This window comes from Stutzerimonas stutzeri, from assembly GCF_018138085.1.
Taxonomy (GTDB): Bacteria; Pseudomonadota; Gammaproteobacteria; order Pseudomonadales; family Pseudomonadaceae; genus Stutzerimonas; species Stutzerimonas stutzeri_AI.
In genome coordinates this window covers 4,873,862-4,885,730 of the sequence record NZ_CP073105.1, presented here as the reverse complement: position 1 = coordinate 4,885,730, position 11,869 = coordinate 4,873,862, and the positions used below count along the sequence as shown (strand labels likewise).

12 protein-coding genes are annotated in these 11,869 nt (G+C 62.8%); 5 read left to right on the top strand and 7 right to left on the bottom strand.

Translation table 11 applies throughout. The annotated features are described in order from the left end of the window. Nucleotides 1–120 precede the first annotated feature (120 nt). The 5 genes from KCX70_RS22330 to KCX70_RS22310 all read right to left on the bottom strand — a co-directional run bounded on the left by KCX70_RS22330 (nt 121) and on the right by KCX70_RS22310 (nt 7,192). Nucleotides 121–924, bottom strand: coding sequence for an inositol monophosphatase family protein (locus tag KCX70_RS22330; protein ID WP_003118436.1), 804 nt, complete (start codon nt 922–924; stop codon nt 121–123). Between the two features lie 480 nt (nt 925–1,404). Continuing rightward, nucleotides 1,405–1,968 (bottom strand): biliverdin-producing heme oxygenase, encoded by a 564-nt coding sequence (locus tag KCX70_RS22325; protein ID WP_212618879.1) that lies wholly within the window; start codon nt 1,966–1,968, stop codon nt 1,405–1,407. Then, the gene (locus tag KCX70_RS22320; RefSeq protein ID WP_212618878.1) at nt 1,968–4,367 is read right to left on the bottom strand and encodes a response regulator; all 2,400 of its coding nucleotides are present in this window, start codon (nt 4,365–4,367) and stop codon (nt 1,968–1,970) included. The genes KCX70_RS22325 and KCX70_RS22320 overlap by 1 nt, the downstream gene beginning before the upstream one ends. Nucleotides 4,368–4,434: 67 nt before the next feature. Beyond that, the gene (locus tag KCX70_RS22315; RefSeq protein ID WP_102852732.1) at nt 4,435–4,923 is read right to left on the bottom strand and encodes a response regulator; all 489 of its coding nucleotides are present in this window, start codon (nt 4,921–4,923) and stop codon (nt 4,435–4,437) included. Nucleotides 4,924–4,936: 13 nt separating this feature from the next. After that, on the bottom strand, nt 4,937–7,192 hold the full coding sequence (locus KCX70_RS22310) for an ATP-binding protein (RefSeq protein ID WP_392604268.1): 2,256 nt from the start codon (nt 7,190–7,192) through the stop codon (nt 4,937–4,939). 206 nt (nt 7,193–7,398) lie between these two features. Between KCX70_RS22310 and KCX70_RS22305 the strand changes: the two genes are divergently transcribed. Together KCX70_RS22305 and KCX70_RS22300 are read left to right on the top strand one after the other, a co-directional pair. Continuing rightward, nucleotides 7,399–7,806 carry an SMI1/KNR4 family protein gene (locus KCX70_RS22305; protein WP_021206898.1) on the top strand — a complete coding sequence of 136 codons (408 nt, stop codon included), beginning with the start codon at nt 7,399–7,401 and terminating at the stop codon, nt 7,804–7,806. Nucleotides 7,807–7,894: 88 nt separating this feature from the next. Beyond that, entirely contained in the window at nt 7,895–8,269 is a 375-nt protein-coding gene (locus tag KCX70_RS22300) for a DUF3301 domain-containing protein (RefSeq protein ID WP_021206899.1), read from the top strand. A 7-nt stretch (nt 8,270–8,276) separates the two neighbouring features. Here the strand turns inward: KCX70_RS22300 and KCX70_RS22295 are convergent, their stop codons facing one another. After that, nucleotides 8,277–9,242, bottom strand: a complete 966-nt coding sequence (locus KCX70_RS22295) for a CobW family GTP-binding protein (protein WP_212620411.1) — start codon at nt 9,240–9,242, stop codon at nt 8,277–8,279. A gap of 92 nt (nt 9,243–9,334) precedes the next feature. On the opposite strand from KCX70_RS22295, the gene KCX70_RS22290 reads away from it, so the two are divergent. Then, nucleotides 9,335–9,691 carry an NADH:ubiquinone oxidoreductase gene (locus KCX70_RS22290; protein WP_102852728.1) on the top strand — a complete coding sequence of 119 codons (357 nt, stop codon included), beginning with the start codon at nt 9,335–9,337 and terminating at the stop codon, nt 9,689–9,691. A 41-nt stretch (nt 9,692–9,732) separates the two neighbouring features. Here the strand turns inward: KCX70_RS22290 and KCX70_RS22285 are convergent, their stop codons facing one another. Beyond that, complete coding sequence (locus KCX70_RS22285) at nt 9,733–10,257, bottom strand: DUF3617 domain-containing protein (RefSeq protein WP_212618876.1); 525 nt, start codon at nt 10,255–10,257, stop codon at nt 9,733–9,735. 151 nt (nt 10,258–10,408) lie between these two features. Here KCX70_RS22285 and KCX70_RS22280 point away from each other — a divergent pair, with 151 nt between their 5' ends. Beyond that, nucleotides 10,409–10,927 (top strand): sigma-70 family RNA polymerase sigma factor, encoded by a 519-nt coding sequence (locus KCX70_RS22280; RefSeq protein WP_212618875.1) that lies wholly within the window; start codon nt 10,409–10,411, stop codon nt 10,925–10,927. Continuing rightward, the gene (locus KCX70_RS22275; protein WP_212618874.1) at nt 10,924–11,865 is read left to right on the top strand and encodes a FecR domain-containing protein; all 942 of its coding nucleotides are present in this window, start codon (nt 10,924–10,926) and stop codon (nt 11,863–11,865) included. The genes KCX70_RS22280 and KCX70_RS22275 overlap by 4 nt, the downstream gene beginning before the upstream one ends. Nucleotides 11,866–11,869 lie beyond the last annotated feature (4 nt).

The window sequence follows — 11,869 nt, the reverse complement described above, 5'->3', positions numbered from 1 at the left end:
TGTTGGTTCCCGGCTCTTCGCATGACGGCGCTCGCAAGGGGCGCCTTCTCGAATATAGTCGCGCTTGGCAAACGATTTCCTGCTTTCAACACCGGTTGAGTGCGAGTTTTCAGCTCATTATTAGCGAAACAGGCGCTTCCAGTCCCTAGTGACAAGCTCTTGACATGCTTGAGGTGCTCCGCCGAAGCAGCGCAAGGAAACCTCCTTCATTCGCTCTTCAGATTCATAGGTGATCGGCCCGCCATCTTGATCAATGAGCACGCCGCCTGCGCCGATCAGTAGTGCGTGACCTCCTACCACATCATGAGCTGACACAGGTACAAGAGACGTACCCACGACAGCATCACCAGCTGCGGCACGAGCGAGGCGATAGGCGATGCTGGGCATTGAAATGAACTCTGCCGGGGCACAAAGCTCTGCGTTGAGCTCAGGTTTGCTTGTTGCGGCAGTGCTTACCAGTACCACGCTGTTGGACGTCAACCTCAGTTGATCAAGCAGAGCATGTACTGTTTGCCTATTGCGAATGATTGCTGGCAGTCCTTCTGCCCAGGAGATGCAATCCTCACCACCATCCGGTGCGATGGGGGCGTAGACCACCCCTAGAACAGGGATTGCATTGTGAAGTAGGCCGACAGAGATGGCTGACCCTGCACGGTGTTGTAGGAAGTCCGCTGTTCCATCGTTCGGATCGACTACCCAACAGTACTCGTGACCTGTCATGTGCGTCCCAGTTTCCTCACCCCAGAAATCACAATGCAGGAGCTCGAGCAGATCTAGACGTAGCTGAGCCTCAATCTCGGAGTCGATAGCTGCTTTGTCCCCGTGGCCTCGGGGGCCGCCGATACGGTGCCACTCTGAAGACAGCAGTTTTCCGGCGGAAAGAACCCTCTCAACGACAGGGCCGAGCAAGTCCACGACGTTCATATGGACCTCCTGCATTAATCGGTTAGCCCTTAAAGATTAATCGCTTCTGCCCGAAATGCTTCTTGGCAGAAGGGGTAGATCGAGAGCGGCGACTGTGGCGGATGGAGCCTGGGAGGATGAGATGAGGCTTCTAGCGCGAAAGCTCAGCCAGCACAGAGACCGGCCTAGGCACAGATTCTTGGGTAGCCAGGGGCTCAACTACGGATGGTCAAATATTTTTGTCAATCTATGTTGTTCCAGGATTGGGGCTTCGTTCGATGTGGCAGTGGCCTTGTGTCAGACTATGTTGTCGAGGCTGGCACCTAAGGCCTCGGTTTTCCTCAGTGTTTTCAAGGGTGCTTGTGTCAATCTATGTTGTTGCCAACCACACACCGCGCCTGCTGCGGCTCCGCAATGGCGAGAGCCGTTAGCCCGATATTGGCGTTCTGTTCCGCAACCGGCGCGCCCCGCCCGCGGTGCAGGGCGGCCATGGCGCTGGTATCAGGATCCTGCCGGTGCAAGCGCCTGCAATTCGTGCGCGGCGGCGTGCAGGAACTGTTCGAATGCTGCGCGAACTCCGGCCGACAACTGAGCGCGGTCTATTGATGTGGCGTGCTGTTCGAACTGCTCGAGAAAGCGTGGCCACAATGGGGTTCCCTGGCCATGGGCGAGGTAGCGCAGTGGCGCGTCGCCCAAGCCCTCTCGGACACACTGAGACAGGACTCGGCCGCCCAGCCGCGAGCCTTCCAGCACATAGGCGACACCCCAGTGCCAGCCTTCGTCCCAACCCGGTTCGACGCCTAGCGGTGTCGGGATGCCGAGTTCCAGCGCCTGTAGATCCTCACGGAGTGCGGCGCTGCGGCGGCGCTCGGGCCAGTCGGTCAATAGACGCTCGATCCCGCCTTGCTCCAGCGCCGCTTCCAGGTCGAACAGCGCCATGCCGTGGGCGCGCAGGAAGCGTCCATATTCATGCCTGTCGCTCAGGTCGAAGCGAGAGAATGCAGCGTCGACGCGCTCGTGCAGTGGAGCGCTGCTGTCACGGACCCATTGGCGCAACGATAACATCAGGCCGGGCTCGCTTCGGTGAGCGCGCTACGGACCTTGCTGGCCAGCTGTTCCTCGCGGAAGGGCTTCTGGATGATGGTGGTGCTGCCCATGCCGAGCTCGCCCAGCTCCGCGTAGCCGGTGATGAATACCACGGGTAATGCCGGATAAGTCGATTGAACGGCACGAGCCAGTTCGCCACCGTTCATGCCCGGCATGGCGAAGTCTGCCAGCAGCAGGTCCACGGCGGTGCCGTCTTCCAGCAGCTGCAAGGCCATGCGGCCGCTCTCCGCCTGGATCACCGAGTACCCCAGGTTGATCAGCATCTGTGCGGTCACTTCGCGCACGCTGTGGTCGTCGTCGACCAACAGGACGGTATTGGAGGCGTCGCCGATCGGCGTGCTGGCCTGGCATTCCGGTACGCCAACTGGCTGCTCCGGCGCCTGAACCCGGGGCAGGTATACCTTGACGGTCGTGCCTATGCCGAGCTCGGTCTCGATTCGCGCGCCGCCGCCGGACTGCTTGGCGAAGCCGAACACCTGAGCCAGCCCAAGGCCGGAGCCTTTGCCCACCTCCTTGGTGGTGAAGAAGGGTTCGAAGGCCTTCTGCAGGACCTCATCGCTCATACCCGAGCCGGTATCCCTGACCGACAGCACCACGTACTCGCCGGGGCCGGGTTCTTCGGCTCGTAGCGCAGGCGTGTCGATCACCGCGTTTGCCGTACTGAGCGACAGACAGCCGCCAGAACCCATGGCGTCGCGCGCGTTGATGGCCAGGTTGAGGATGATCATTTCGATCTGGGTGGGATCGACCAACGCGTGCCAGAGCCCGGCGCAGGTATCGGTCTCGATGGTTACCGAACCGCCCAGCGTGCTGTGCAACAGGCTGAGCAGGCCGACCAGGGTGTCGTTGAGGTCCACCGCCTTGGGTGCCAGCTGTTGGCGCCGGGCGAACGCCAGCAGTTGGCTGGTCAAGGTGGCGCCACGCTCGCCGGAATCTTGAATGTACTGCAGGCGAGCCAGCGATTTGCCCAGCGGGGCGCCACGCTCCAGGTCGTTCTTGAGGAAGCTGGCGCTGGTCAGTATGACCGTCAGCAGGTTGTTGAAATCATGCGCGACTCCGGCGGTGAGCTGCCCGACGGCCTCCAGGCGCTGCATCTGTTGCAGGGTGGCCTCGATACGCTCGCGCTCCTTGATTTGCTCCGTCAGCTCGCGGTTCGCGGCGGCGAGTCGGTCGACCGCGGCAATTTCACTGGTGATATCGCGGCCGGCCGCATACATCCTTTCGCCTTCGGGCACGGCTGTCCAGGACAGCCAGCGATAGCTGCCGTCGCGATGCTGCATGCGGTTGACGAAGCGGTCGGTGACGTTGCCACGGCGAAGCCGCTCGGTTTCGGCCTGTGTCGAACTGATATCGTCCGGATGCACCAGCGCCCAGAGTGGTTGGTCGATGAGGGTCTCGCGCGACCAGCCGAGGGTGCTTTCCCAGACCGGATTGAGTGCCAGCACGCGGGTTTCGAAGCACATCACCACGAGCAGGTCGCGCGACAGTTCCCAGGTACGGTCGCGCTCGCGGGTGCGCGCCTCGACTCGCTCACCGAGCGCTTCGTTCATCCGCTTGAGCGCTTCGGTTGCCAGCTTCTGCTCGGTGACGTCCATCACCACTCCGATGAAGCGTGTGCGCTTGCCGTTTTCGAAGAAGCCCTGGCCGCGAGTCTCCACCCAGCGTACCCGGCCGTCGTCGAGCAGGATTCGATAATCGACCGTGAACTCCTTGTCGTCGCCCTCGGCGAGGGTGTCCCAGATTTCTTCGCGCAAGCGCTGCCGATCATCGGGATGGCAGAGGGATTCGAATAAGCGGATGTCGACCGTTGCATCGGCCGCCAGGCCGAACATGGCGCGGCAGCTGCGATCGAGGATCAAGGTGCCGCTCTGCGGCTCGAAGTCCCACATGCCCAGGCCAGCCGCATCGATCGCCAGACGGGCGCGGACTTCGACCTCACGCAGCGCTTCTTCGGCGCGCAGGCGCCTGCGGCGTTCCCGCACTTCGCTCAGCGCACGTTCCACGGCGTTGGGCAGGAACACCAGGTTCTGCTTTAGCACATAGTCGATGGCGCCTGAGCGCATCATGTTGACGGCGTGCTCTTCGCCGAAGACGCCAGACAGGAAGATGAACGGCGTGTCCGGAGCCCGTTGTCTGGCTTCCTGCAACGCCTGGCTACCCGAGTAACCAGGCAGGACGTAGTCCGACAGGATCAAGTCGAAGCGCCGCGTTTGCAGTGCCTCGACCACGCCGGCTTGATCGAAGACGATTTCGGTGTCGACGTCGTAGCCGTGTCGTTCGAGCGTCATCAATGCCAGCTCGGCATCGTGTGGGCTGTCTTCGACGAACAGGATGTTGATAGGGGTTCTCGATGGCATAACCATACTGTCGCGGGCTTCGCACTGCTTGGAAGTGGGCTGTGGGTCAGCGGCAGCCGTGGCTTGCTCAGCTGGGCTTCTCGTCACCATCGTTGCGCTCTCGACGCGGACGCTGCAGCCGCAACGAGCCTGGGGGAGGCTCGTTGAGCACCGCCCAGAAAATGCCAAGATCGGAGATGGCCGCGACGAAATCCCGGAATTCGACCGGCTTGACCACGTAAGCGTTCACCCCGAGTTCGTAAGCCCTCATCAGATCCGGCTCCTCGCGCGAGGAAGTCAGCATGACGACCGGGATGCTGCGCAGTTCGGCGGTCTCGCGAATGGTCTTCAGGACTTCCAGTCCATCGACTTTCGGCAGCTTGAGATCGAGCAGCAGCACCGCCGGGTTGCCGTCGGCGCGGCCGGTATGGTCACCGCGACGCAGCAGGTAATCGAGGGCCTCGGCACCATCGCGCAAGACAATCACCTCGTTGGCCAACTGGCTGCGCTCGAGCGCGACCAGCGTCAGCTCGAGGTCGTGAGGATTGTCCTCCACCAACAAAATCGGTTTGAGCATCTAGAGTCCTGTACTAAATGGGTGAGGCATAGCTCAGTCTTGGAAGCGAAAAGAAGAAGGTGGCACCCTGGCCCAGCTCGCCGGTGGCCCATACCTGGCCATCGTGGCGCTCGACGATCCGGCGCACACTGGCCAGTCCGATGCCGGTGCCTTCGAATTCTTCCATCCGATGCAGGCGCTGAAAGACCCCGAACAGCTTGCTGGCGTATTGCATGTTGAAGCCCACGCCGTTGTCGCGGACATAAACGATGGTCGCTTCGGCGCGAGCTTCGGCACCGATCTCGATGACGGCGTGCTCGCGCGTGCGGCTGTACTTGATGGCGTTCGAGATCAGGTTGCGCAGCGCCATGTGGATGAAGGCGGCGTCAGCGACCACGATCGGCATGGGATTGAGCCGCCATTCTATCTGGCGACCTTCACAATCCGGCGCCATTTCCTGACGAATGGACTCGACCAGCGCCTGCAGGTTGACGTCCGACAGGCGCAGCGCCGCACGGCCCATCTGCGAAAAACTCAGCAGGTTGTCGACCAGCGTGCCGGCGAAACGGGCCGCGTCGCTGATGTTGTCGAGGAAACGTAGCCCGCGATCGCTGAGCTTGCTGCTTTCGAGCTCCCCGAGAAGCTCGGCGTAGCCGGCAATGTGCCGCAGCGGTGCGCGCAAATCATGCGAGACGCTGTAGGAGAACGACTCCAGCTCCTTGTTGCTTTCGCGCAGCTCGCCGGCCAGCTGCGCCATTTCCTCAGCCTTGCGCAGGACGATGCCGAGCACGGCAGTACGCAGCTCTAACGCCCCTTCGAGTTCTACCGGCTGCCAGGACTGGGCATAACCGCTGACCGTCTCGCGCCAGCTTTCGAAACTGTTGCGTGGCGACAGGCCGCCGTGACCGTCGCTCTGCTTGTCCTGCTGACCCGCCCAGTTCACCGTCTGGATTCGCTCGCGGCGAAACCACAGCAGGTAATGCGGGTGTAGCCGCGATATCGATATCGCCAGGACACCGGCGCAGTGCGAGGCCAGTTCCGGCAATGTGGGGATGTCACGCGTCACGCTATCGGTGCTGAATACCAGCCGCTCGTGCTGCTGCGACAACCATTGCGTCAGGGCCGTCAGCAGTTCGGCAGGCGGGGTCTCGCCGACGGTCTCCTGGCGCTCGTCAGAGATGATCGCGGCGCCGTCGGCGTCGGCGAAGCCGAGCACCACCGAGGGTAGATGTCTGAAGCCCTCGATGACACTGTCCTGGTCAGCCATCGCCGACAGCAGCTCAACGGTCTGGCGGCGCAGTTCCAGTTTGCGCTGGGCCAGCATTGCCGCTTCCTTCGCTTCGATCTGCAGTGACAGGATGCGTCCCAGCAGTTCGCAGGCCGTACGCGTTTGGTAGCCGACGCGGCGCGGGGCGGCGTCATGGCAGGAAATCATGCCCCACAGCTGGTCGCGAATGACGATCGAGATCGACATGGAGGCGAGGGTGCCCATATTGCGCATGTACTGCAGGTGCACCGGCGACACGCTGCGCAGCGCGGCGAAACTCAGGTCCAGCGGCTTGCCGGTGTCCGGATTGAGCGCGGGCACCAGCGGGGAGGGCTGATAGTTGGCGTCGTGTATCACGCGGATCAGGTTGCTGCGGTAGAGCTGGCGCGCTTGCGGTGGGATGTCCGAGGCGGGGAAGCACAAGCCGAGATAGCGCGGGTAGCCCTCGTCGGCTTCTTCGGCCAACACCAGGCCGTTGCCCTGGGCATCGAAGCGGTAGGCCTTGACCCGACCGAAGCCGGTAATGCGTTTGACTTCGCGCACGGCCAGTTGGCAGATGAGTTCGAGCTCCTGCGCTTCCTGCAGTTGCACCACGAACGTCCGCATCAATGGATAGAGCGTGTCGTAGGCCTTGCCGGAACTACCAGCGGACTCGAACTCGACGATTAGCTGGCCCGCGTAACGGTGGGCCATCAAGGCGAACGACGGACGATCGCCGCGATCCGGCAGCGTGAAACTGATATCGCTCAGGTGAAACGGATTGTGGTCGTCTTCGGCCAGCGCAGCCAGGCGCTCGGCGAAGCCACATTCGCCGATCAGCTCGGTGAGCGGACGGCCGAGCAATGCCTGGGCGTCGATGCCGAGCCATTGCGAGACGTTGTCGCTGGCCTGGGTGATGGTCAGCTGAGGCTCGCGCAACACCAGCAAAAAGCCGTGAGGCTGAATGCTGCCTGGGATATGTATGGGTTCTTCGCCACACTGAGCGATCGCGAGGCTGTGGTTTTCTGCGGTGGATGCCACGATGTCTCCTAATCGAGCCCGGGCGAGCGGGCGCGGCGGGCAGGCATCCTTGCGGTTGTCACCGGATGCTGCCAGTCGTATTGCGGTTGCATGACGCCGGCACACCGGTTTTTCGAGCGGCGGTCACTTTAGCGCGACTGGTACTGGCTAGCCAATGCGAGGGCTTGTATAAACGGCGCATTCCGGATGACTGCAGAAGGGGGACTGTCATGGAAGAGGTGATCGAGCAACTGCGTGAACTCAACGAGCCGGTACCGGTGCCACTGGAACTGCCGGACGATGACCGCCTGGTCGAGGTCGAGGAAGAATTGCTGATCAATCTGCCGTTCGGCCTGCGCGAGTTCCTGCTGACGGTCAGTGACGTCGTATATGGCCGGTTGGAACCGGTTACCGCTGTCGATCCGCAATCGCACACCTATCTGCCGGAAGTGGCGGCAAACGCCTGGGATGCGGGCGTGGCGCGCGACCTGCTGCCGATCTGCCAGGACGGGCCGGATTACTACGTGGTCGATCTCGAGGGTGAGGTCATGCTCTTCGACGGCAACGAGCACGAGCTGACCGACGAGAGCTGGGAATCGGTGTGGCACTGGGCGCGCGACGTCTGGCTGGAAAGTTGAGCGGCCTGGTCCGGGCCTGTGGGCGCGTAGTGCCGATGGCCGTTCGGCAGCTGCCGGTCGCGGCGGTCTGCCAGCGGGTGCAACGGCCATGGTGACGCTCGGCAATCTGTTCATTTTCCTCTTGCTGCTGACAGCTGCCGCCTGGCTTTGGCATTCGCATGGCATTCGTGAGCGCGCGCTGGCAGCGGTGCGCCGCCACTGCGAGAAGATGGATGTCGAGCTGTTGGATGGCAATGTGGCGTTTCGCCGTCTGGGTGTGATTCGCGATGCGCGGGGGCAGCGCCGTTTCGCACGGATCTACGGCTTCGAGTTCACCGTTACCGGTGAGCAGCGCCATCAGGGCAGCATCGTCATGTTCGGCGCCCGTCCGGGGCCGATCGAGATGGAGGCGCATCCTTTCCGTGCGCCGCCGGATTCGGGCCGGGTGATCCAGCTGGACGACTGGCGCCGTCGCAACGAGTGAGCCTGCGCTAGAGCCGACAGGCGGCCATGTCTGCTTTCAGACGTTCTTCATCCTGCGGTTCAGCGAAGATCAGTTCGAGCCTCGAATCCTTGCGCCATTCGCTGGGCATGAACCGCATCGGCTCGCCGGCCAGCGCATTGGCCGAGTGCCAGCCATCGGGACCGTGCACAACCAGCTTCGCGCGGCGCCACGCCAGGCTGCCGAGCCACTGGGTGATGCGTTGCGGATCGAAGCACTGACTCGGATGCCAGCGCCAGCCGATGCTCCAGCCGTCAGCGCTGCCCTGACCCTGGCAGACGGGCTGTTGCGGATTCAGCCAGACACCACCGGCTACGCCGGCGGCAGCGGGCAGGGGCGCTGGAATGTCAGCGGCCAGCCCGGCGCGGACGCCGATGCCTGGCAGCTCCGCGATCGGCAGGTCGCCTTCACATGTCCAGCGCAGGGGTAACGCCGGCAACGACGCGGCGAGGCGCTGACGATCCGCCTGATCCAGCTGCTCATACTTGTTAAGCACCAGCAAGCCACTGCTCTGCAGTGCCTGTTGCTGGCTCGGCGGCAACGGCTCGCCACGCGCCAGCGCCGCGGCGTCGAGCACGGTCACGCACGGCTGCAACGCCAGCACCTCGTGCCAGGGCGGCTCGCCGAGTTGCGTCAGCAGTTCGGCCGGATGTCCCAACCCTGAGGGCTCTATCAACAGGCGGTCCGGTTTGGCCTTGCGCAACAAGCGGCTCAAGCCGACCTGAAACGGCACGCCGTTGACGCAACACAGACAGCCGCCAGCGACCTCGGCCAGGCTGACCCCCGACTCATCGGTAGTGAGCAGAGCGGCGTCGAGTCCAATCTGGCCGAACTCGTTGATCAGCACTGCCCAGCGTTCATCGGCAGGCTTCTGCGCCAGTAGCGAGCGGATCAGGCTGGTCTTGCCGGCGCCGAGCGGCCCGCAGATTACATGGGTAGGTATGTGGGTCAGCATATGCGCCATGGTGCGTATTCGGTGGCTGGGTTGGAGGTGATTTCAGGGCCTGCATGCTAGAGTTTCGGCGGGCAGATCAAGGGTGCGGTTCGATGCGTTCAATGTGTTTTCTGTTGCTGTCGCTGGGCATTGCCGGTCAGGCGTGGGCCGAGGGCTGCGTTGTACACAGCCAGGATGAGCGGATCGAGGTAAAGCTCTGCCAACAGAATCGCACGATTCCGACCGAGCTGTTCCGATCCGGCTTTTGCCAGCCTCAGCTCAAGGATCAGCAGGTCGAGGTCACCTTCGTCGAGCAGTGCCCGACCGGTGCGTTCGGCGTTTGTCGCAACGCCCAGGTGTCCAATATGCCCTATCGCCAGGACATCCACTATTACGGGGTCGCCAGTGACGCGCGTTTCCTCCAGCCGGCCTGCGAACAGACCAGCGGCGGTGAATGGGTTAAGGAATAACGCCGGACAGGATATCCATAGGTTCCACGTGAAACCTTGCGCTACGTCCGCGGCTTGAGTGAGCCGCAGTCCTTGCCCAGCCATTTGCCACGGGACTGCATGCGGCTGTTGCCCTGCTGTGTGCCGACCTGATAGTCGCTTTCGATCGTGCTGACCACCTCGCGCTCGCTGATCAGCTGGGTCTCGCCTTTGCCCTTGGCATCAGGGCAATCGAAGGTGAATTTCCACAGGCTGTCGGTTCGTTCGACCAGTTCCTGGCTGCAGCCAGGTTCGTCCTGAAACGGCAGCTCGCGTGATTTTACCTGAGCCTCGCTCAGGCACATGCGCACCCCGCCAGCGCCTAGCTCGACGCCTTGGGCAGCGAGCATCTCTTGCATCATTTTCTTCTGCTCAGGCGGCAGTCCCTTCATCTGCTCGACCATTTCCGCCATGCCCGGCATCTGCGTGCCGTCTACTTCAATGTTGTCGCTGGAAAATTCCCATAGCCCAGGCAGCATTTCCAGCGCCTGAACGGGAAGCGCACCGAGCAGTAATGCAGCGGTACAGAGCGGAATGATGGGTTTCATGTCGAGACTCCAAAGTGGGTATGCAGAAAGCCTAGTCCAGTCAGGGAAGTCTGAAGGCCTCCTGGCTAAGCGCGATGAAATGCGGAGGGGCATAGCTTTGTGTTTATGAGAAGCGTTAGCATTAACATCTTTCAAGGCGAAGGGTACGACCATGGCGACCGAGGGTATGGTCAAGCATCCGCTGGTGCACCGGCTGTATGTCGACCATCAGGGTTGGCTGAACGGCTGGTTGCGGCGGCAGCTGGGCTGCAGTCAGAAGGCTGCCGATCTGGCGCAGGACACTTTTGTCCGCGTGCTGAGCAAAAATCATGGTCTGGACGCCATACGTGAACCTCGAGCCTACCTGCACACCATCGCCAAAGGGCTGCTGATCAATCACTGGCGCCGCAAGCAGATCGAGCAGGCCTATCTGGATGCGCTCGCCTTGCAGCCGGAGGCGGTCATGCCGTCGCCGGAATCCCAGGCGCTGACTATCGAAACGCTGATGCAGGTCGATGCGATGCTTACGCGGCTGCCGCACAAGGTGCGCCGCGCATTCCTGCTGTCGCAGTTGCATGGGTTGACCTACGCGGCGATTGCCGTCGAGCTCGAGGTGTCCGAGCGGATGGTCAAGAAATACATGGCGCAGGCCATGCTGCATTGCCTGACGCTGGCCGAGGAGGAGCCATGAGCCTCGATTATCAGGTGCTGCAGGCGGCGGCGCAGTGGTTTGCGGTGCTGCAGTCCGATTCGGTCAGCGAGGCCGACCGCGAGGCTTGGCGTGCCTGGCTGGCCGCGCCGGAACACGCCCGGGCCTGGCAGCGGGTGGAGCGGATCAGCGGACGTCTGGAGCCTTTGGCTGGCGATCCCTTCAACCCCGCGACCACAGCTTTGTTGCGATCGGGACAACCCACACGCCGACAAGCGCTGAAAGCCCTGTCGATCCTTTGCGGCGGCGGCGCGCTGGCGCTTGTCGCGGGTGCGATGCCTTGGCGAAATTGGACGGCTGACCAGCGCACCGCCGTTGGCGAAGTGCGCGACTGGCGGCTCGATGATGGTTCGCGGCTGTGGCTGAACACCGACAGCGCGGTGGATGTCGCCTTCGAAGGGCGCACCCGTCAGTTCTCGTTGTACCGCGGCGAGCTGCTGATGCAGGCCGCGGCCGAGCCCCGTCCGCTGGTGCTGCGCACGGCGGAAGGCAGCTTACGGACGCACGCCGCCGCCCGGTTTTCGGTAGTGCAACGTGACGGCAGCACTCAGCTCAGTGTGTTCGACGGCGCGGTCGAGGTCATGCCCAGCGGGCAACGGCATTCGCGCACCGTCATCGGCGGCCGACAGATCGCCTTCGATGGCCGTCACGTCGAGCCCGAACGCGCCGTGCAGTCGGGCCGCCAATCCTGGGCCGATGGTGTTCTGGTGGCCGATAACCTGCGCCTGGATGCGTTCGTCGCTGAGCTGGCGCGCTATCGCCAGGGTTATCTCGGTTGCGATCCGCGTGTGGCGGGCCTGCGCGTGGTGGGCGCTTACCCCTTGGCAGACACCGATCGGGTACTGGACGTGTTGGCGGACACGCTGGCGCTTCGCATCAACCGCCGACTGCCGTGGTGGGTGAGCCTCGAACCCGCGTAACGGG

Coding starts and splice junctions, on each gene's coding strand:
- KCX70_RS22280 (WP_212618875.1), top strand. CDS start 10,409: ATGGCGACCGAGGGTATGGTCAAGCATCCGCTGGTGCACCGGCTGTAT.
- KCX70_RS22275 (WP_212618874.1), top strand. CDS start 10,924: ATGAGCCTCGATTATCAGGTGCTGCAGGCGGCGGCGCAGTGGTTTGCG.
- KCX70_RS22305 (WP_021206898.1), top strand. CDS start 7,399: ATGGAAGAGGTGATCGAGCAACTGCGTGAACTCAACGAGCCGGTACCG.
- KCX70_RS22320 (WP_212618878.1), bottom strand. CDS start 4,367: ATGCCATCGAGAACCCCTATCAACATCCTGTTCGTCGAAGACAGCCCA.
- KCX70_RS22290 (WP_102852728.1), top strand. CDS start 9,335: ATGCGTTCAATGTGTTTTCTGTTGCTGTCGCTGGGCATTGCCGGTCAG.
- KCX70_RS22300 (WP_021206899.1), top strand. CDS start 7,895: ATGGTGACGCTCGGCAATCTGTTCATTTTCCTCTTGCTGCTGACAGCT.
- KCX70_RS22325 (WP_212618879.1), bottom strand. CDS start 1,968: ATGTTATCGTTGCGCCAATGGGTCCGTGACAGCAGCGCTCCACTGCAC.
- KCX70_RS22330 (WP_003118436.1), bottom strand. CDS start 924: ATGAACGTCGTGGACTTGCTCGGCCCTGTCGTTGAGAGGGTTCTTTCC.
- KCX70_RS22315 (WP_102852732.1), bottom strand. CDS start 4,923: ATGCTCAAACCGATTTTGTTGGTGGAGGACAATCCTCACGACCTCGAG.
- KCX70_RS22285 (WP_212618876.1), bottom strand. CDS start 10,257: ATGAAACCCATCATTCCGCTCTGTACCGCTGCATTACTGCTCGGTGCG.
- KCX70_RS22295 (WP_212620411.1), bottom strand. CDS start 9,242: ATGCTGACCCACATACCTACCCATGTAATCTGCGGGCCGCTCGGCGCC.